Annotated in this window: 17 protein-coding genes; 10 read left to right on the plus strand and 7 right to left on the minus strand. The window is 72.6% G+C overall.

What is annotated here, in order from left to right; translation table 11 throughout:
- Nucleotides 1-77: 77 nt before the first annotated feature.
- Nucleotides 78-722: a TetR/AcrR family transcriptional regulator gene (locus tag AFM16_RS11760; protein ID WP_245177673.1), complete on the minus strand. Its 645-nt coding sequence runs from the start codon at nucleotides 720-722 to the stop codon at nucleotides 78-80.
- Nucleotides 723-844: 122 nt separating this feature from the next.
- A complete protein-coding gene (locus tag AFM16_RS11765) occupies nucleotides 845-2449 on the minus strand; it encodes an MFS transporter (RefSeq protein ID WP_078633261.1) in 1605 nt (534 codons plus the stop codon).
- Nucleotides 2450-2657: 208 nt separating this feature from the next.
- Here AFM16_RS11765 and panB point away from each other — a divergent pair, with 208 nt between their 5' ends.
- The 3 genes from panB (at nucleotide 2658) to AFM16_RS11780 (ending at nucleotide 5607) form a co-directional block, all read left to right on the plus strand.
- Nucleotides 2658-3533: a 3-methyl-2-oxobutanoate hydroxymethyltransferase gene (gene panB / locus AFM16_RS11770; protein ID WP_030794275.1), complete on the plus strand. Its 876-nt coding sequence runs from the start codon at nucleotides 2658-2660 to the stop codon at nucleotides 3531-3533.
- Between the two features lie 200 nt (nucleotides 3534-3733).
- A complete protein-coding gene (locus AFM16_RS11775) occupies nucleotides 3734-4759 on the plus strand; it encodes an ATP-binding cassette domain-containing protein (RefSeq protein WP_078633262.1) in 1026 nt (341 codons plus the stop codon).
- Nucleotides 4756-5607, plus strand: a complete 852-nt coding sequence (locus AFM16_RS11780) for an ABC transporter permease (RefSeq protein WP_030794269.1) — start codon at nucleotides 4756-4758, stop codon at nucleotides 5605-5607. Before AFM16_RS11775 ends, AFM16_RS11780 begins: the two co-directional genes overlap by 4 nt.
- A 30-nt stretch (nucleotides 5608-5637) precedes the next feature.
- Here AFM16_RS11780 and AFM16_RS11785 read toward each other — a convergent pair whose 3' ends face one another.
- A complete protein-coding gene (locus AFM16_RS11785; protein ID WP_078633263.1) occupies nucleotides 5638-9060 on the minus strand; it encodes an AfsR/SARP family transcriptional regulator in 3423 nt (1140 codons plus the stop codon).
- A 186-nt stretch (nucleotides 9061-9246) separates the two neighbouring features.
- On the opposite strand from AFM16_RS11785, the gene AFM16_RS11790 reads away from it, so the two are divergent.
- The gene (locus AFM16_RS11790; protein ID WP_030794262.1) at nucleotides 9247-10047 is read left to right on the plus strand and encodes a site-2 protease family protein; all 801 of its coding nucleotides are present in this window, start codon (nucleotides 9247-9249) and stop codon (nucleotides 10045-10047) included.
- On the opposite strand, the gene AFM16_RS11795 is transcribed toward AFM16_RS11790, so the two are convergent.
- On the minus strand, nucleotides 10037-10216 hold the full coding sequence (locus tag AFM16_RS11795) for a hypothetical protein (RefSeq protein WP_030794259.1): 180 nt from the start codon (nucleotides 10214-10216) through the stop codon (nucleotides 10037-10039). The genes AFM16_RS11790 and AFM16_RS11795 overlap by 11 nt on opposite strands.
- A gap of 77 nt (nucleotides 10217-10293) precedes the next feature.
- Nucleotides 10294-11010 (minus strand): NADPH-dependent F420 reductase, encoded by a 717-nt coding sequence (gene npdG / locus AFM16_RS11800; protein WP_078633264.1) that lies wholly within the window; start codon nucleotides 11008-11010, stop codon nucleotides 10294-10296.
- A 103-nt stretch (nucleotides 11011-11113) separates the two neighbouring features.
- Here npdG and AFM16_RS11805 point away from each other — a divergent pair, with 103 nt between their 5' ends.
- Nucleotides 11114-11719 carry a hypothetical protein gene (locus AFM16_RS11805; RefSeq protein ID WP_078633265.1) on the plus strand — a complete coding sequence of 202 codons (606 nt, stop codon included), beginning with the start codon at nucleotides 11114-11116 and terminating at the stop codon, nucleotides 11717-11719.
- 657 nt (nucleotides 11720-12376) lie between these two features.
- Here the strand turns inward: AFM16_RS11805 and AFM16_RS11810 are convergent.
- A complete protein-coding gene (locus AFM16_RS11810) occupies nucleotides 12377-12607 on the minus strand; it encodes a hypothetical protein (protein ID WP_030794251.1) in 231 nt (76 codons plus the stop codon).
- 59 nt (nucleotides 12608-12666) lie between these two features.
- Here AFM16_RS11810 and map point away from each other — a divergent pair, with 59 nt between their 5' ends.
- Together map and AFM16_RS11820 are read left to right on the plus strand one after the other, a co-directional pair.
- A complete protein-coding gene (map, locus tag AFM16_RS11815) occupies nucleotides 12667-13524 on the plus strand; it encodes a type I methionyl aminopeptidase (protein WP_030794248.1) in 858 nt (285 codons plus the stop codon).
- A 156-nt stretch (nucleotides 13525-13680) separates the two neighbouring features.
- The gene (locus tag AFM16_RS11820; RefSeq protein WP_078633266.1) at nucleotides 13681-14328 is read left to right on the plus strand and encodes a biliverdin-producing heme oxygenase; all 648 of its coding nucleotides are present in this window, start codon (nucleotides 13681-13683) and stop codon (nucleotides 14326-14328) included.
- 18 nt (nucleotides 14329-14346) lie between these two features.
- On the opposite strand, the gene AFM16_RS11825 is transcribed toward AFM16_RS11820, so the two are convergent.
- A complete protein-coding gene (locus AFM16_RS11825) occupies nucleotides 14347-14991 on the minus strand; it encodes a PhzF family phenazine biosynthesis protein (protein ID WP_030794243.1) in 645 nt (214 codons plus the stop codon).
- Between the two features lie 65 nt (nucleotides 14992-15056).
- Between AFM16_RS11825 and AFM16_RS11830 the strand changes: the two genes are divergently transcribed.
- The 3 genes from AFM16_RS11830 (at nucleotide 15057) to efeO (ending at nucleotide 18632) form a co-directional block, all read left to right on the plus strand.
- Complete coding sequence (locus tag AFM16_RS11830) at nucleotides 15057-16142, plus strand: FecCD family ABC transporter permease (RefSeq protein ID WP_030794240.1); 1086 nt, start codon at nucleotides 15057-15059, stop codon at nucleotides 16140-16142.
- A 283-nt stretch (nucleotides 16143-16425) separates the two neighbouring features.
- Nucleotides 16426-17292, plus strand: a complete 867-nt coding sequence (locus tag AFM16_RS11835) for a heme ABC transporter ATP-binding protein (protein WP_078633267.1) — start codon at nucleotides 16426-16428, stop codon at nucleotides 17290-17292.
- A 188-nt stretch (nucleotides 17293-17480) separates the two neighbouring features.
- Nucleotides 17481-18632, plus strand: coding sequence for an iron uptake system protein EfeO (gene efeO / locus AFM16_RS11840; RefSeq protein WP_030794236.1), 1152 nt, complete (start codon nucleotides 17481-17483; stop codon nucleotides 18630-18632).
- The last annotated feature ends 34 nt before the right edge of the window (nucleotides 18633-18666 follow it).

The raw sequence follows: 18666 nt of genomic DNA on the forward strand, positions 1-18666 counted from the left end.
GGAGGGGCGCTCTGTGACGGAACGCGCACATTCGGACGGTGGCGCGACCCGCCGACGGGACGGCCGGTCACGCACGTTCAAGCCGTGGTGCGGCCGGCCGTTCCGTCGGCGGGCCGCAGCCCTTCGAGGAGCGTGTCGACGATGCGCTCGGCGAGCCGGTCGTCGGTGAGGTCGGCGTCGGGGCGCAGCACGCTGCGCACCAGCATGGGGCCGACGACGATGTCGTTGACCAGCTCCAGGTCGACGTCGGCGCGCAGTTCGCCGTTCTCCCGGCCGCGGCGCAGGACTTCGAGGCCCATCCTGCGCCGGGGCGCTATCACCGAACTGTCGTACGCCGCCCAGATCTTGGGGCTGGACTTCATCTGGGCGTGGACGTTGTGCAGGATCGCCGAGGAACGGTTGGCGAGGCCGCGCACCCGCAGGGCCTCCAGCAGGACGACGAGGTCGTCGCGCAGGGAGGTGCCGGGGAGTTCGGGGTCGTCGGGCTCGGCGGCGCGCAGGACGTCGACGAAGAGTTCCTCCTTGCCGCTCCAGCGCCGGTAGATGGTGGCCTTGCCGACGCCGGCGGTGCGGGCGATGCGCTCGATGGAGATCTCGGCGAGCGGGACGCCGTCCTCGAGGAGCTTCATCGTGCCCTCGATGATGGCCCGTTCCACGGCCTCGCTGCGGGGGCGGCCCCGGGTGGGGGGCTCCGCGGCGGTTCCACGGTCGGCGAGGCTCACGTCCATCGGTCCTTTCGTCGGTCGGCGCGGCACACCGGCCGTCGCGCCGTCGTCCCCTGGTGTGATTGTCGCCCGGCCGCCGCCGCGGCTCCACGCCGGCCGGCGGCCTTCGTCGGCTCCGGCTACGACTCCACGCGCGCCAGCGCCTCCTCCTCCCCCGCGTCCCCGGTGTCCCCTGCGGTCTCCGGGCCGGTCTTCGGGCGGCCCGGCAGGAACAGGGCGACGACGACCGCGCCGACGAGCGCGATCGCGGCGCCCCAGACGGCGGTGATGTGCATGGCGTGCAGGAACGCGTCGTCGGCGGGCCCGACGAGGGCCTTGCCCCGGTCGCCGAGCTTCGCCGCGACCCCGAGGGTGGCCTCGATGGACTCGCCCGCGGTGTCCCGCAGACCGGGCGGCAGACCGCCGAGCTTGTCCTCGATGCCGTTGCGGTAGGCCGTGGAGAGCACCGAGCCGAGGACGGCGATGCCGAGCGCGCCGCCGACCTGGCGGAAGGTGTTGCTGAGCGCGGAGGCGGAACCGGCCTTCTCGCGGGGCAGCGCCTGCATGATGACGACGCTGGTCGGCGTCATCACATGGGCCATGCCGGCGCCCATGGCGAAGAAGACGATCTCCAGGACCCACAGCGGGGTGTCCCGGTCGAACAGGGCGAACGCCAGCAGGCTCGCGGCCAGCACCAGCATCGCGACCGTGGTCGTGGCCCGGACGCCGATCCGGTCGACGACCAGCCGGGCCCGCGGAGCGAAGATCATCTGGGCGATGGCCAGCGGCAGCAGGAGCAGACCGGTCTCCAGCGGCGAGTAGCCGCGCACGCTCTGGGTGTAGAAGACCGAGAAGAACGTCACGCCCATCAGCGCGAAGAAGACCAGGGTGATGACGGCCATGGCGGCCGAGAACACCTTGTTCTTGAAGTAGGTGACGTCGATGGACGGATGGTCGCTGCGCGCCTCGAAGACGACGAACGCGGCGAGCACCGCGAGACCGGCGCCGATGGTCACCAGCACCGTCGGGTCGGTGAAGTCGGCCAGCTCGCCGCCCTTGATGATGCCGTAGACCAGCAGGACCAGGCCGACGACGGACAGGACGACGCCGATCGGGTCGATCCGGCCGGGCTTGGGGTCGCGGGAGTCGGGGACCAGCCAGATCATCAGCGCGATGGCGATGAGCACGATCGGGACGTTGACCAGGAAGACCGAGCCCCACCAGAAGTGGTCCAGGAGCAGACCGCCGGTGATCGGGCCGATCGCGATGGCGATGCCCACACCGCCCGCCCAGACGCCGATCGCCTTGGGCTGCTCCTCGCGCTCGAAGACGTTCATCAGGACGGCGAGGGTGGCCGGCATCACGAACGCGGCGCCGACGGCCATCAGCGCGCGGAAGGCGATGAGCTGGGCCGGGGAGCCGGACTCGGCGGCGAGCGCGGAGCCGATGCCGAAGACGACCAGACCGCCGAGGAGCACCTTCTTGCGGCCGAGGCGGTCGCCGAGCAGACCGGCGGAGAACAGCAGGCCCGCGAAGACGAGGGTGTAGGAGTTTATGGCCCACTCCAGCTCGCTCTGCGTGGCGCCGAGGCCGGTGGGAGCCGGGGTGGAGATCGTCTTGATCGCGACGTTCAGGATCGAGTTGTCCAGCACCACGATCAGCAGGCTCAGCATCAGCACACCGAGGATGGCCCAGCGGCGCCGGTGCACCTCTTCCGGGATCCGGTGGACGGCAGGAGTAGTCATGGCAGCGAGCCTAGGCCACTTCCGATACGGAACCGTCTCGTATCGGAATCCTTTACGGAGACCTTACCCGTGCGGACGCACGGAGGGCGGGACCGGCGAGACCTTGGCCACAGGGGGCGGTCTGGTCCCCGGTGGCACGAGGTGCCACCATGGGAGGTGGTCCGGGGACGCCGTGAGGGCGCCTCGAGATGACGAAGGAGCCGTTGCCATGACGCAGCTTTCGGCTGCCCAGACTGCACCGCAGACGCCCACCGACGGCAGCAAGGCGCTGTACGGGGGGAAGGGCACACGCCGTATCACCGTCCGGGACATCGCCCTCGCCAAGGAGCGCGGCGAGAAGTGGCCCATGCTCACCGCCTACGACGCGATGACCGCGTCCGTGTTCGACGAGGCCGGGATCCCGGTCATGCTCGTCGGCGACTCGGCGGGCAACTGCCATCTGGGGTACGAGACGACCGTCCCCGTCACCCTCGACGAGATGACCATGCTCGCGGCGGCCGTCGTGCGCGGCACCCAGCGCGCCCTGATCGTCGGCGACCTGCCGTTCGGCTCCTACCAGGAGGGCCCGGTGCAGGCGCTGCGCTCGGCGACCCGGCTGGTCAAGGAGGCCGGGGTCGGCGCCGTGAAGCTGGAGGGCGGGGAGCGCTCGCACCGCCAGATCGAGCTGCTCGTCGAGTCCGGGATCCCGGTCATGGCCCACATCGGTCTGACCCCGCAGTCCGTGAACGCGATGGGCTACCGCGTGCAGGGGCGGGGCGAGGAGGCGGCCGCGCAGCTTCTGCGGGACGCCAAGGCCGTGCAGGACGCGGGCGCGTTCGCGGTGGTCCTGGAGCTGGTGCCGGCCGAGCTGGCCGCCGAGGTCACCCGGGTGCTGCACATCCCGACGGTCGGGATCGGCGCCGGGCCCGAGACGGACGCGCAGGTGCTGGTGTGGACCGACATGCTCGGTCTGACCGGCGGGCGGGTCCCGAAGTTCGTCAAGCAGTACGCCGACCTGCGCCGGGTCATGGGCGACGCGGCGAAGGCGTTCGCCGAGGACGTCGTCGGCGGCACGTTCCCGCTGGACGAGCACTCCGTCCACTGAGCCGTACCCCGATGTTCCCGTCCCACTGAGCCATTTTCCGCGCACAGGGCAGCCCGCCGATCTTCCCCCGTCGGCGGGCTGCCGCGCGTTCCACCGACATCCCGCCGACATCCCGCCGACACCGCCTGTCGGCAGGCTGTAGGTGAGGCTGTCGGCGGCATGTCGGTGGTTTGTCGGCGGGGCCCCGCATCGTTGTCGGCATGAAGCGAATCGACACGAACCCCAGTGGCGCCGGAAGCGCCGTGACCGTTCGGGGGCTGGTCAAGCACTACGGCGAGACCAGGGCACTGGACGGTGTCGACCTCGATGTGCGGGAGGGCACCGTGATGGGCGTGCTCGGCCCGAACGGCGCCGGCAAGACCACCCTGGTGCGCATCCTGTCCACCCTCCTCGCCCCCACCTCGGGCCAGGCCACCGTCGTCGGCTACGACGTCGTACGCCAGCCCCGCCAGCTCCGCCGGGTGATCGGCCTGACCGGCCAGTACGCCTCCGTCGACGAGAAGCTCCCCGGCTGGGAGAACCTGTACCTCATCGGGCGGCTGCTCGACCTGTCCCGCAAGGACGCGCGGGCCCGCGCCGACGAGCTGCTGGAGCGGTTCTCGCTGACCGAGGCGGCCCGCCGTCCCGCCGGCACCTACTCCGGCGGTATGCGGCGCCGGCTGGACCTCGCCGCCTCCATGATCGGCCGGCCCGCCGTGCTGTTCCTGGACGAGCCGACCACCGGCCTCGACCCCCGCACCCGCAACGAGGTGTGGAACGAGGTCAAGGCGATGGTCGGGGACGGCGTGACCGTCCTGCTCACCACCCAGTACATGGAGGAGGCCGAGCAGCTCGCCTCCGAGCTGACCGTCGTGGACCGCGGCCGGGTCATCGCCAAGGGCGGCATCGAGGAGCTGAAGGCGAAGGTCGGCGGCCGCACGCTGCGCATCCGCCCGGCGGACCCGCTCCAGCTCCGCCCGCTGGCCCGCGCGCTGGACGACCTGGGCATCACGGGCCTGGCCGCGACCGTCGTGGACACCGAGCGGGCCTCGGTGCTGGTGCCGGTGCTCAGCGACGAGCAGTTGACGGCCGTCGTCGGCGCGGTCACCGCGCGCGGCATCACGCTCTCCTCCCTCACCACCGAACTGCCCAGCCTGGACGAGGTGTTCCTGTCGCTGACCGGCCACCGCGCCAGTGGTCCGCAGGACACCGTCCCCTCCGAGACCCGCGAGGAGGTCGCCGTATGAGCGCCCCCACGATCACCCCCGCGAGCGCCCCCGCGGACGCCGGCGCCGAGACCACCGCCCTCGCCGACTCGCGCATCACGCTGCGCAGCCATCTGCGCCACACCGGCGCGCTGATCCGCCGCAACCTGCTGTGGATACGGCAGGACCCGGAGTCGATGTTCGACGCCGTGCTGTTCCCGGTGATCTTCACCCTGCTGTTCGTGTACGTCTTCGGCGGCTCCATCGGGCAGTCGCTGGGCGGCGGCCAGGAGGCGTACGTGCAGTACGTCGTGCCCGGTCTGCTGGCCATGATGGGGATGAACATGGCCCAGGGCGTGGGCACCGGCTTCAACACCGACTTCAACTCCGGTGTGATGGACCGCTTCCGGTCGCTGCCGATCGGGCGCGGCTCGGTGCTGTTCGCCAAGATCGTGGTCGAGCTGATGCGCATGCTGGTCGCCTGCGTGATCCTCATGATCGTGGGCGTGCTGGTGGGCTTCGACATCACCCACTGGCCGGGGCTGTTCGCCGCCGTGGGCCTGGCGACCGTGTTCGGCTCGGCGCTGATGTGGGTGTTCCTCACCCTCGGTGTGACGATGAAGAACGCGCAGTCGGTGCAGGCGATGGGCTTCCTGGTGCTGATGCCGCTCCAGTTCGGCTCGTCGATCTTCGCGCCGACCGCGTCGATGCCGGGCTGGCTCCAGAACTTCACCGAGTACAACCCGCTGTCCTCGCTCGCCGACGCGGCGCGCGGACTGATGGTCGGCGGTCCGGTCGCGCACGGCCTGTGGGTGACCCTGGCCTGGTCGGTGGGGCTCACCGCGGTGATGGCGCCGGTCGCGATCCACAAGTTCCGCACCAAGACCTGAGTGTCCGGGGCCGGTTGTGCCCTTCCGCGCTCACACCAGGGCGGTGGCCTCTTCGTACGAGAGGCCACCGCCCTCGGCGTACGCGGCGTCGAACGCCGGATCGCCGAGCGCGGTCCTGGCCCGCTCGGTGGCCAGCCGGTGCGCCTCGCGCTCCAGCCGTACGGCGACGTGGTGGGGCGGGAGCAGGGTGTCGGCGGTGCCCAGGCAGCGGGCGGCGTCCACGGCCCGGCGGCCGCCGTCGGCCCCGGCGAGGGCGGCCGCGGCGATGACGAGGTAGAAGGCGCGCATATGCGGGGCGATGTTCATGGACAGCTTGTCGGCCGCCCGTTCCAGGGCCTTGCGGACGGCGGCCAGCGCGCTCTCGTACCGGCCGTCGAGGACGTCCAGCCATGCCTCCGCGCCGAGGATGAAGGCGTCGAAGACGACGAAGTGCGCGATGCCGAACTCCTCCCGCAGCAGCAGGAGTTGCTCGCGGGCCTCGGCCCGGCGGCCGGTGAGGCCGAGCCAGCCGGCGAGGAAGAGCCGGGCGACCGGCATCGCCTCGTTGGCCATGCCCCACCGGCTGTCGATGACATCGCGCAGCATCCGCTCGCCCCGCTCGGTGTCCCCCGCCTCGACCAGCGCGCTGCCCAGCCGGGCGCCGAGGACCGCCAACTGGTGGCGGGCGCCGAGCTGTTCGGCGTGGTCCATGGCCGCCTGATAGTCGACGGCGGCCTCCCGGTAGGCGCCGAGCCGCTCGCTCGCCTCGGCGCGCGCCGAGTACGCCTCGGCCGCGCCCCAGGAGTCGCCCAGCCGGCCGAAGATCTCCAGGGCCTCGTCGGCGTCCCGGCCCGCGTCCCCGGCCCAGTCGGACCGGTTGGCGAGGAGGTTGGCGCGCATCTGGAGGCAGGTGGCCAGCTCGTGCTCGTAGCCGGGAGTGGCGCGGCAGGTCTCGACGTTGGCGTCGACGATGACGCGGATGCGGTCCATGTCGCCGGTCAGCATCACGGCGTAGAACCAGAGCAGGCCGGGGGCGCGGCAGGTCTGCGGCAGGCCGGGGGCGTAGGTCTCGCCGACGACCCGCAGTTTGTTCTGCGCGGCCGGGTTGTCCCAGGCGTCCAACTCCATGTCCATACAGGCCAGATGGGAGAGGTGGATACCGCGCCGGGCCTCCAGCAGGATCTCGCCGGTCAGCGGCGGCGGGGTGGCGATGACGGGTTCACGCACGGGGGCGGCGGGGCGGACCGGATCGGTGAAGGGGTCGGGCCCCAGCTCCATCACCGCGCGGGACCAGTTGCGGGCCTCGATGCGCAGATCACGCATCTGCCAGTAGCCGACCAGGGACAGCGCGAGCACCAGCGCCTCCTGCTCGTCGCGCGCGTCGACGGCCCGGCGCAGCGCGGTGCGCAGGTTCTCGTACTCGGCCTGGAAGCGTTCGATGGCCTCGAGTTGCCGGGAGCCGCGCAGCAACGGCTCGGTGGTGCGGGCGAGTTCACGGTAGTACGTGAGATGGGCGCGCTCGGCGGCGATCCGGTGGCCGCGTTCGTCGAGCCGTTCGGCGGCGTACTCGGCGACGGTCTCCAGGAGCCGGTAGCGCATGGCGCCGTCGGCCGCGGGTGCGGCGACGACCAGGGACTTGTCGACCAGGGAGGCGAGGGAGGAGAGCGGGTCGAGGGCGTCGCCGCCGCCGCAGACCGCCTCGACGGCGGCGAGGTCGCAGCCGCGGGCGAAGACCGACAGCCGGGCCAGGACGTCGCGTTCGTCCTCGTCCAGCAGGTCCCAGGACCAGTCGACGACCGCGCGCAGGGTCTGCTGGCGGGGCAGGACGGTACGGCTGCCGGAGGTGAGCAGCCGGAAGCGGTCGTCCAGCCGGTCGGCGATCTGCCGCGGGGTCAGTATCCGCAGTCGGGCGGCGGCCAGTTCGATGGCGAGCGGCAGACCGTCGAGCCGCCGGCAGATCTCGGCGCACGCCTCCGGGTCGTCCTCGGTACGGAACCCCGGCCGGGCGGCGGCGCCCCGGTCGGCGAGCAGCCGCAGCGCGACCGGCTCAGGGAGCGGCTCCACGGGCCGTACCAACTCGCCCGGCACACCGAGGGGTTCGCGGCTGGTGGCGAGGACGACGAGACCGGGGCAGCGTTCGAGGAGCCGGGCGACGAGCCGGGCGGCGGCCTCGATGACGTGCTCGCAGTTGTCGAGGACGATCAGCATGCGGCGGCGCGCGCAGTGCTCCACGAGCCGTTCCACGGGGTCGTCGTGGCGCTCGGCCACCGCCCGCATCTCCTCGGCACCGGCGCCGTACAGCACGGTCTCGCGCGCTCCGACGGCGGTCAGGACGGCCTGCGGCACGGCGTCCGGGTCGGACACGGGGGCCAGCTCGGCGAGCCACACCCCGTCCCGCAGATGCCGCCGCACGGCCTCGCCGACCTCCTGCGACAGCCGCGTCTTGCCCGCGCCGCCGGGGCCGAGCAGGGTGACGAGCCGGGCTCCCGCCAGATCACCCTGGATCACCTCGATATCGGCCTCCCGGCCGACGAAGGAGGTGAGCCGGGCACGGAGGTTGCCGGGGGTGGGGGTGGTGTCGGGGGCGGGGGTGGCGTCGGGGGCGGGGGCCGACGGCACCCGGAGGTCCGCGGCCGGGTCCGGGGTCCGCTCCCCCGAGGGCGCATCGACCCGTACGGCGACGGCCGCGGCGGACTCCGTGAGGCCGGTGTCGGTCCCGGCGTTCGTGTCGGCCGGCGGCCGTTCCTCGGGGCTGAGGAGTTCCGCGTGCAGGGCGCGGAGTGCGGGGCCGGGGTCGGAGCCCAGGCGGTCGGCGAGGAGGCGGCGGACCTCGTCGTAGGCGGCGAGGGCCTCGGCGGGGCGGCCGGTGTCGCGCAGGGCGCGCAGCCGCAGGGTCTGGAGCGGCTCGTCCAGGGGGTGGGCGTCGCACAGGGCGGTGAGTTCGGGGAGCGACTGCGCGGCGTGGCCGAGGGCGAGCGCCGCGGTGTGCCGGGCCCGTACCGCGTCGAGGCGGCGCGTCTCGTGGCGGGCCGCCTCCGCGGCGCGGTCGGGCAGGTCGGCGAGGGCCGGGCCCTGCCAGAGGGCGAGCGCGTCGTCGAGGAGGCCGGCCGCCTTGGCGGGGTCGCCGTCGGCGAGGGCGCGCAGCCCGTCCGCGGTGAGCCGTTCGAAGCGGTGCAGGTCGACCGCGTCGGGCGCGGCGGTGAGCCGGTAGCCGCCGGCCGTGGAGTCCACGGCGTCCGGGCCCAGCGCCCGGCGCAGCCGTCCGACCAGGGCCTGGAGCGCGCCCGTGGCGTCGGCGGGCGGGTCGCCGGCCCACACCTCGTCCACCAGGGTGCCGGCGGGCACGGTGCGTCCGGCCCGCAGCGCCAGCACGGTCAGCAGGGCACGCAGCCGCGCCCCGCCGACGGCGACGGGGGTGCCGTCCGGGCGGAGCGCCTGGGTGGTGCCGAGGATGCGGTAGCGCACGGGGTCCATTCTGTCCGGTGGCGTGGCGGGCGGTCACGGGGATCCGCCGGTGGGGCGAGCGGTTCGGTGCGGTGCGGGCGGTCCCCCAGCCTTCCATGGAACCCGGGGGGCACCGCGAGACGTTTTCCCGGTGCGCCCGGTGCCCGGTACGGTCGGGCCGTTCGGAGCGTGCGCACGAGTCCCCGGGGGAGCCCCATGACCACCGCCATCACCCGCCGCGGCGAGCGACGGATCAGTCCCGTCTTCCTCGGGATCCTGGCCGTCACGGCGGTCACCGGCTGGGCGACCTGGACCGGCTTCGCCGAGCAGCCCGGGGTCGCCGTGTTCCTGTTCGTGACGGCCGCCTGGATCGTCTCGCTCTGTCTGCACGAGTACGCGCACGCGCGCACCGCCCTGCACAGCGGGGACATCTCGGTGGGCGCGAAGGGGTATCTCACGCTGAACCCGCTGAAGTACACGCACGCGCTGCTGAGCATCGTGCTACCGGTGGTGTTCGTGATCATGGGCGGGATCGGTCTGCCGGGCGGCGCGGTGTTCATCGAGCGCGGGCGGATCAAGGGCCGCTGGCGGCAGAGCCTGGTCTCGGCGGCGGGCCCGCTGACGAACGTGCTGTTCGCGGCGGTGTGCACGGCCCCGTTCTGGCTGGACGCGCTGGACGGCGTCCCGCGCGACTTCCGGTACGCGCTCGCGTTCCTCGCGCTGCTCCAGGTGACGGCGGCGCTGCTGAACTTCCTGCCGGTGCCGGGGCTGGACGGCTACGGCGTGATCGAGCCCTGGCTGTCGTACTCGGTGCGCCGTCAGGTGGCGCCGTTCGCGCCGTTCGGGCTGCTGTTCGTGTTCGCGCTGCTGATGGTGCCGGCGGTGAACCGGGAGTTCTTCCAGGCGATCTACGCCCTCCTCGACGGCCTGGGGGTGGACGACGTCCACCGCTACTGCGGCGAGAACCTCTACCGGTTCTGGGAGGAGTCGAACGAGTACTGCGCGGTCATCCGGTGACGGACTTCCGGGCCTTCTCGCGCTTGAGGTAGTACCAGGTCATGTTGGACGACAGGCCCGCCAGCAGCACCCACACGATCCCCAGGAGGCTGCCCCGCGCGAAGGAGATCACGGCGGCGGTCACGGCGAGGAGACAGACGACGAGGGTGAAGAGGGCGAGGCGGGGCATGGGGGTCTCTCCTGTCGGTCGTGCCTGCTGGGGACACTGGGTGGTGCCGTCCAGTGTCCCCCATCCGCCCCGTCCGCTCAGACGTCGGTGACGCGCAGTCCCGCGTGCGCCTTGTAGCGGCGGTTGACGGAGATCAGGTTGGCGACCAGGGACTCCACCTGGTGGGCGTTGCGCAGCCGGCCCGCGAAGACGCCGCGCATGCCGGGGATGCGGCCGGCGAGCGCCTGGACGATCTCGACGTCCGCGCGCTCCTCGCCGAGCACCATCACATCGGTGTCGATCGCGTCGATCTCCGGGTCCTGGAGCAGGACCGCCGAGAGGTGGTGGAAGGCGGCGGTGACCCGGGAGCCGGGGAGCAGGGCGGCGGCCTGCTGGGCGGCGCTGCCCTCCTCGGGCTTCAGGGCGTAGGCGCCCTGCTTGTCGAAGCCGAGCGGGTTGACGCAGTCGACGACGATCTTGCCGGTGAGTTCCTCGCGCAGCGACTCCAGCGTCTTGCCGTGCCCGTCCCACGGTACGGCGACGATCACGACGTCGCTGCGGCGGGCGGTCTCGGCGTTGTCGGCGCCCTCGACCCCGTGACCGATCTCCTCGGCGGCGGCCTGCGCGCGGTCGGCGGCCCGCGAGCCGATGATCACCTTCTGGCCGGCCTTGGCGAGGCGGTAGGCGAGCCCCTTGCCCTGCGGGCCGGTGCCGCCGAGCACGCCGACGACCAGTCCGGAGACGTCGGGCAGGTCCCAGGGGTCCTTGGCGGGGGCCTTCGCGGGAGCGTTCTGTGCACTGTCGGTAGAGGTCATGGGCCGACTTTACGTGGGGCGCGCGGGGCCGCTTTCGCCGTGCCGGGTGAAGGTGCGGCGAACCGCCCACGGCCGGTGTCCGATTGGGGCAGGATGCGGCGGCATGGACGCCGTACGGGTCGCGCTGCTGCGCGAGGTGCTCGCCGGGACCGAGTGGCTGGGGGCCACCCGCGGGTTCGCCGCGGTGCTGCGGGGCTCGGTGGTCTCGCACGGGGGCGGGCTGCTGCTGGTGGGCACGGCGGAGTACGAGCCGTGGCATCTCGCGGCGCATCTGGTGGACGAGGCGGCCTGGTCCGGTACGCCGGAACTGGCGCCGACCCTGGTACGCCATCACGCGCGCCCCTCGGACCCCCCGCACCTGGCGGTGGGCCTCGGCCGGATCGGCGCGGCCCGGCGCGGCGAGACCCTGCTGGTGGCCTCACCGGCCGCGGACGCGCCGCTCCTGGACCGGGTGGCGGACGCCCGTCGCGCCGGCGTGACAGTCCTCGCCCTCGGCCCGCCCGAGCCCGACCTGACGTCCCTGGCCCACGAGTCGCTCCCGGTGCCGGACGGCTCGGAACTGGACCTGGACACGGTCCAGCACCTGGTCAGCGCGGCAACGGGCGAGAACCCCCACCCCGGCCACCCCGGCCGCCCCCGCCACACCCTGCGCACCCGCCTGGCCGCCCTGGCAGAATCCCTGACGGCCCCACCGCCACCGCCCTGGTGACAGTTCGGGTCGACCGACACGGAGGCCAGGCGGACGCCCCCTCGACGACGGGCCGCGCGCGGAGCTGGTGCTCTCCGTCCGCGGCGGCCGCGGGGACTCAGCCCCCGCCGGAGTCCCCCGCCCACCGCCGAGGCGGCCGACGGGAACCCACAACCCAGCCACGCGCGCACCGGACGCCCCCGGCGGGGCTCAGCCCCGGGCCCCCGCCCATCGGCGAAGCGACCGGCGAGTGGCCCACAGCCCGACCGCGCGCCGCGCCGCACGCCCCCGGCGGGGCTCAGTGCCCGTCCGGGCCCAGCCGCGCCCGCTAGACCCTGCCCGGCAGCCGCACCGCCCTGGCGGACTCACCGCGCCCCAGTCAAAGGGCTAGTGCCCCGGCGGGGGCTCAGCCCCTGTCAGGGTCCACCGCCCACCGCCGAGGCGGCCTACAGGAACCCCACAACCCAGCCACACGCCGCCCCGGGCGCCCCCGGCGGGACTCCCCCTGTCCGGGGCCCCACCCACCGGCGAGGCGGCCGGTGGAAACCCCACAGTCCGACCGCGCACCGCACCCCGCGCCCCGGCGGGGCTCCGTGCCCGTCCGGGCCAGGCCGCGCCCGCCGGACCCTGCCCGGCAGCCGCGCCGCCCTGGCGGGCCGCCTCGCCCCCGGTAAGGGGCTAGTCCTCCTCCTGGGTGCCCGTCGGGGTGTCGTGCCACTTGGGGTCGTTCTCCCACTGGAGGTTGCGTTCGCGGGCGGTGTCCATCGCGTGCTGGGCCTCCTCGCGGGACGCGTAGGGGCCGAAGCGGTCCTTGCCGGGGCAGTCCGGACCCTCCTCCACCTTCTTGTGCTCCAGGCAGTAGAACCACTCGCCCGGCTTTCCCGTGACGCGCTTCTTGAACAGCGGCATGACCTGCTCCTCTCGCCACCCCACATGTTCCCCCACCGCCGCTCGATAGACTCGCCGGCATGTCTGGCCAGTCGCTGCTCGTTCCAGGGGAGCTGTCCCCCACCCGTTCCGTGCCCGGAAACATCCGCCGTCCCGAGTACGTGGGCAAGCCCGCGCCGACGCCGTACACCGGTCCGGAGGTGCAGACGCCCGAGACGATCGAGGCGATGCGCCGCGCCGGGCGGATCGCGGCGCGCGCCATGGCGGAGGCCGCGAAGCTGATCGCGCCGGGGGTGACCACCGACGAGCTGGACAAGGTGGCGCACGCGTACATGTGCGACCACGGCGCCTACCCCTCCACGCTCGGCTACCGCGGCTTCCCGAAGTCCCTGTGCACGAGCGTCAACGAGGTGATCTGCCACGGCATCCCGGACTCGACGGTGCTGCGGGACGGCGACATCGTCAACCTGGACGTGACCGCGTACATCGGCGGGGTGCACGGCGACAACAACGCCACGTATCTCGTGGGGGACGTCGACGAGGAGAGCCGGCTGCTGGTCGAGCGGACCCGGGAGTCCCTGGACCGTGCGATCAAGGCGGTCAAGCCGGGCCGCCAGATCAACATCATCGGGCGGGTCATCGAGTCGTACGCCAAGCGCTTCGGGTACGGCGTGGTGCGGGACTTCACCGGTCACGGCATCAACTCGTCGTTCCACTCGGGCCTGATCATCCCGCACTACGACAGCCCGCACGCGACCACGGTCATCCAGCCCGGGATGACGTTCACGATCGAGCCGATGCTGACGCTGGGCACGCACGAGTACGACATGTGGGACGACGGCTGGACCGTGGTCACCAAGGACCGCAGGCGGACCGCCCAGTTCGAGCACACGCTGGTGGTGACGGAGACCGGCGCGGAGATCCTCACGCTGCCCTGACCCCACTCCCCTGCCGCAAGAAGGCCCGCTCTCCACTCGGAGGGCGGGCCTTTCGGCGTCCGGGTACGTTTTTACCGACCGCTTGTCGGAAAGGTTACCGACAGAAGGTCGGCAAGGCATTGACTTAGGTAAGCCTAACCATAGAAAATCTGCCCCATGGACTCGTTCTCGACACTCATCCGCACCGCGTCCCACGAACAGCACGTGGAGGCGGAGACCTCGACGTTCATGAGCGACCTGCTCGGCGGCAGACTCGGCGTGGACGCGTACGCGCGCTACACCGAGCAGCTCTGGTTCGTGTACGAGGCACTGGAGGCCGGCGCCGGCCGGCTGGCGTCGGACCCGGTGGCGGGCCCCTTCGTCCAGCCCCGGCTGTACCGGCTGCCCGCGCTGGAACGGGACCTGGCCCATCTGCGGGGCCCCGACTGGCGCGCGGGCCTGTCGGCGCTGCCCGCCACCCGGGTCTACGCCGACCGGGTGCGCGAGTGCGCCGAGCAGTGGCCCGCCGGTTACATAGCCCACCACTACACCCGCTACCTCGGCGACCTCTCCGGCGGCCAGATCATCCGCGACAAGGCGGAGAAGACCTGGGGGTTCGAGAAGAAGGGCGACGGCGTCCGCTTCTACGTCTTCGAGGAGATCGGCAACCCGGCCGCGTTCAAGCGCGACTACCGCGAACTGCTGGACGGGGTACGGGCGGACGACCTGGAGAAGCAGCGGATCGTGACCGAGTGCAAGCGCGCCTTCGCGCTGAACACGGCCGTCTTCCGAGCGCTGGGCGAGGAGTTCCCGCTCTCCGCGTGACCAGCGTGGTCGGCGTGATCAGCGTTCCAGGAAGACGCGGCCGCCGATCTCCACCCATCCGTACGGCTGCGGGGCGGTGAGGATCTGGGAGCCGGCGCCCTGGGTGATGTTCAGGGCGCGGCCCAGTCGCTCGGTGAGCAGCAGGGCGGCCGCGCCGGTCGCCTCGTCCTCCTCGACGCCGTCGTCGCGGCCGGGGAAGCCGCGGGCGCGGATCCGGCCGGCCGGCTCGTCCTCCCAGGCCCACGCGTAGATCCACTCGCCGGGCGGCGGCACCGCCAGGTCGTCGACCTCGGCGGCACTGCCGTACTGGCGCAGGGTGCGCGGCGGGGCCCACTCCGCCCGCGCCTCGATCCAGCTGAACTCGCCGTCCAGCCGGACGCCGACCACCCCGGCCGGGGTGACCAGTTCGGGCACGTCGAGCAGCCAGGCCGTGCCCACGCAGGGGTGGCCGGCGAAGGGCAGCCGCAGGGTGGGCGTGTAGATGTCGATGACGCCCCGCTCGGGGTCGTCGACGAACACCGTCTCGCTGAAGCCGAGCTTCGCCGCGAACTCCTGGCGGTCCCGGCGGTCGGGCAGGACGGAACCGTCGCGGACCACGGCCAGTTCGTTGCCGTAGCCCCGGTTCGGCGCGCAGAACACGCGGAGCACGTCGTAATCAGTCACCCGGGCATTGAAACACCGCCCGCCCACCTGTCTTGATGTAGGTAAGCCTCACCTAAGGTTCCCTCGTGACCGTCCTGGACAAGCAAGTCGAATCCGTGGCCCGTGCGACGGTGCCCCGCGGCTCGCGCGGCACCGCCTGGCTGCTCACCGCCGGGCTGGTGGTGGCGCTGGCCGTGCTGGTGCCGGTGGCCGGTGCGCTGGGCGCGTATCCGATCCCGGTCGGGGACGTGCTGTCCTCGGTGCAGCACCGGATCGGGCTGGGCGGCGGCGAGCTGGACCGGGTCGCCGAGTCGGTGCTGTGGAACGTGCGCTTCCCGCGGATCGTGCTCGCGCTGCTGGTGGGCGCGTCGCTGGGGTGTGCGGGGGCGCTCATGCAGGGCGTGTTCGGCAATCCGCTCGCCGAGCCGGGGGTCATCGGCATCTCCTCGGGCGCGGCGGTGGGGGCGGTCGCCTCGATCGCGTTCGGCTTCACCTTCCTCGGCAACTGGAGCGTGCCCGCGTTTGCGTTTCTCAGCGGGCTCGGGACGGTGCTGCTCGTGTACGCGCTGTCGCGGTCCGGGGGGCGGTCGGAGGTGGTGACGCTGATCCTCACCGGGATCGCCGTCAACGCGTTCGCGGGGGCGTTGATCGGGCTGTGCCTGTTCTTCGCGGACGCGGCGGCGATCCAGCAGATCACCTTCTGGCAGCTCGGCTCGCTCTCCCAGGCGACCTGGCCCAAGGTCCTCGCGGTGCTGCCGTGCGCGGCGATCGGGCTCGGGCTGGCGCCGCTGTACTCCCGGCGGCTGGACCTGCTGGCGCTCGGCGAGCGGCCGGCGCGGCATCTGGGGGTCGAGGTGGAGCGGCTGCGGATCGTGCTGATCCTGGTGATCGCTCTGCTGACGGCGGCGGCGGTGAGCGTGTCCGGGATCATCAGCTTCGTGGGGCTGGTGATCCCGCATCTGCTGCGGATGGCGGCGGGGCCGGGGCATCGGTTCCTGGTGCCGGGGAGTGCGCTGCTGGGGGCGCTGGTGCTGTTGGCGGCGGATCTGGCGGCGCGGACGGTTGCCGTTCCGGCGGAGTTGCCGCTGGGTGTTCTCACGGCGCTGCTGGGGAGCCCGTTCTTCTTCTGGCTGCTGCGGAGGACGCGGCGGCGGCAGGGGGGTTGGGCGTGACCCCGGTCCAGGTTCGCGCGGTTCGCCGTGCGGCGGGGGGTGGGACGGCGGGTGCGGGTGCGTGGTGGCTGGTCGCGCAGTTCCCCGCGCCCCTAGGGGACCTCCGGCCCCCAGCCATCCGTCGGGGCCACGCGGAACGGGGTGCCACCCGGGGGCAGGCGGCGGGTGCGGGTGCGTCGTGGCCGGGCGCGCAGTTCCCCGCGCCCCTGGGGGGCGGGCCCTTCGGGCCCTGGCCCCCATCTGCCGATGTCCCCTCCCTCCCCCTCTTTTCAGGAGTCCTTGTATGAGAGTTCTTCGTGGTCGGGCCCTGCCTCCGGAGGGTGTTGCCCGGGGGGATGTCGTCGCTGAGGCCGATGGGGTGTGGGTGCGGCTCGGGGGGCGGGAGGTGTTGCGGGGGGTCGATGTGCGGGTGCGGGCCGGGGAGGTGCTTGCGCTCGTCGGGCCCAACGGGGCCGGGAAGTCGACGCTGCTCGCCGCGCTCGCGGCCGATCTGCCGGCGTCGAGCGGTACCGTGCGGATCCACGGGCGGCCCGCCGGGGGGTGGTCCGCGCCGGAACTCGCTCTGCGGCGGGCCGTGTTGCCTCAGGCGGCGGTGCTGTCGTTCCCGTTCACCGTGGCGGACGTGGTCCGGATGGGACGCGCGCCGCACGACTCCTCGCCCGCCGAGGACGAGGCGGTGATCGCCGAGGCGATGGCGGCGACCGAGGTGACCGACTTCGCCGCACGGCCGTTCTCCGCGCTGAGCGGCGGCGAGCGGGCCCGGGTGGCCCTCGCCCGGGTGCTCGCCCAGCGCGCGCCGCTGCTCCTGCTGGACGAGCCGACCGCCGCGCTCGACCTCAAGCACCAGGAGCTGGTGCTGCGGCTGTGCCGGGAACGCGCCCGGGAGGGCGACGCAGTCGTGGTCGTCCTGCACGATCTGGGGCTCGCGGCCGCCTACGCGCACCGGGTCGCCGTCCTGCACGAGGGACGGGTCGCGGCGGACGGGCCGCCGGCCGAGGTGTTCACCGGACGGCTGCTGTCGGAGGTGTACGACCAGCCGGTGGAGGTGCTTCCGCACCCGCGGACCGGAGCGCTCCTGGTGACCCCCGAACGGGACCCCGACAAGGATCTCGACAGGGACCCCGACAGGGACCTCGAACGGAACCTTTGAATCTCCTTTGACCTGCCCTTGGGGTCCGCTTTCGGTCACCGTGATCGGGTCGTTCCCATACGGGTGTCTATGAGAGCTGAATCACTGCACGGCAGGGTACTTCGCAGGTAAGGCTTGGATAAGTTAGGCAAGCCTCACTCACCCCGGGTGGGCCCTGTCACTCGATTTTCAGCCAGCCGGGAGCGCGCATGCGAGCCGCCAGACTGTCCGCCGTCACCGCCGTCGCCGTCGTGTCGGCCCTCACCGCCGTCACCGGCTGCACCGAGAAGAGCGACGCGAAAAGCGGCGACCGGGTGATCACGGTGACCGCGACCGACAGCGAGTGCGAGACCTCGGCGAAGGAGATCTCCGCCGGGCACGTCGAACTGGCCATCGAGAACAAGGGTTCCAAGGTCACCGAGGTCTACATCCTCTTCCCGGACGACCGGGTCGTCACCGAGCGCGAGAACATCGGCCCCGGCACCAAGCAGCGGGTCACCGCCGAGGTGAAGGCCGGTTCCTACCAGATCGCCTGCAAGCCCGGTATGAAGGGCGACGGCATCCGCCAGGACCTCAAGGTCACCGGCGGCAAGGCCGCCGCGCGCGACCCGCGGCTCGACGCGGCCGTCGCCGCCTACCGCAAGTACGCGCAGGAGCAGGCCGACGCCACCCTGCCGCTGGCCAAGACCTTCGCCGAGGCGGTCAAGGCCGGTGACCTGGAGGCCGCCAAGAAGGCGTACGCGCCCTCCCGGATCGGCTGGGAGCGCACCGAGCCGGTCGCCGAGTCCTTCGGTGACATCGACCCGAAGGTCGACGTCCGCGCGGACGGTCTGGAGGAGGGCCAGGACCCGGCCACCGACTGGACCGGCTGGCACCGGCTGGAGAAGTCCCTCTGGCAGGACAAGAAGATCACCGACCGGGACAAGCAGCTCGCCGACCAGCTCATCACCGACCTGACCGACTGGCAGAACCGGGTCGGCAAGGCCGAGATCACCCCGACCTCCATGGCCAACGGCGCCAAGGAGCTGCTCGACGAGGTCGCCACCGGCAAGGTCACCGGCGAGGAGGAGCGCTACTCGCACACCGACCTGGTCGACTTCAAGGCCAACGTCGAGGGCGCGCAGAAGTCGTACGAGCTGCTCAAGCCGGTCGCCAAGGAGAACGACGCGGCCCTGGTCACCGAGCTGGACAAGCAGTTCGCCGCGCTGAACACGCTGCTGGACAAGTACCGCCCGAACACGACGTCGTACGAGTTCACCTCCTACGACAAGGTCGGCGCGGCCGACCGCAAGGAGCTGTCGGACGCGGTCAACGCGCTCGCGGAGCCGCTGTCGAAGCTCGCCGCCGCCGTCGCGAAGTAGCGCGGGACGGGGACGAGAAGCGGCGAAGGGCAGC

Source organism: Streptomyces antibioticus (assembly GCF_002019855.1).
GTDB lineage: Bacteria > Actinomycetota > Actinomycetes > Streptomycetales > Streptomycetaceae > Streptomyces > Streptomyces antibioticus_B.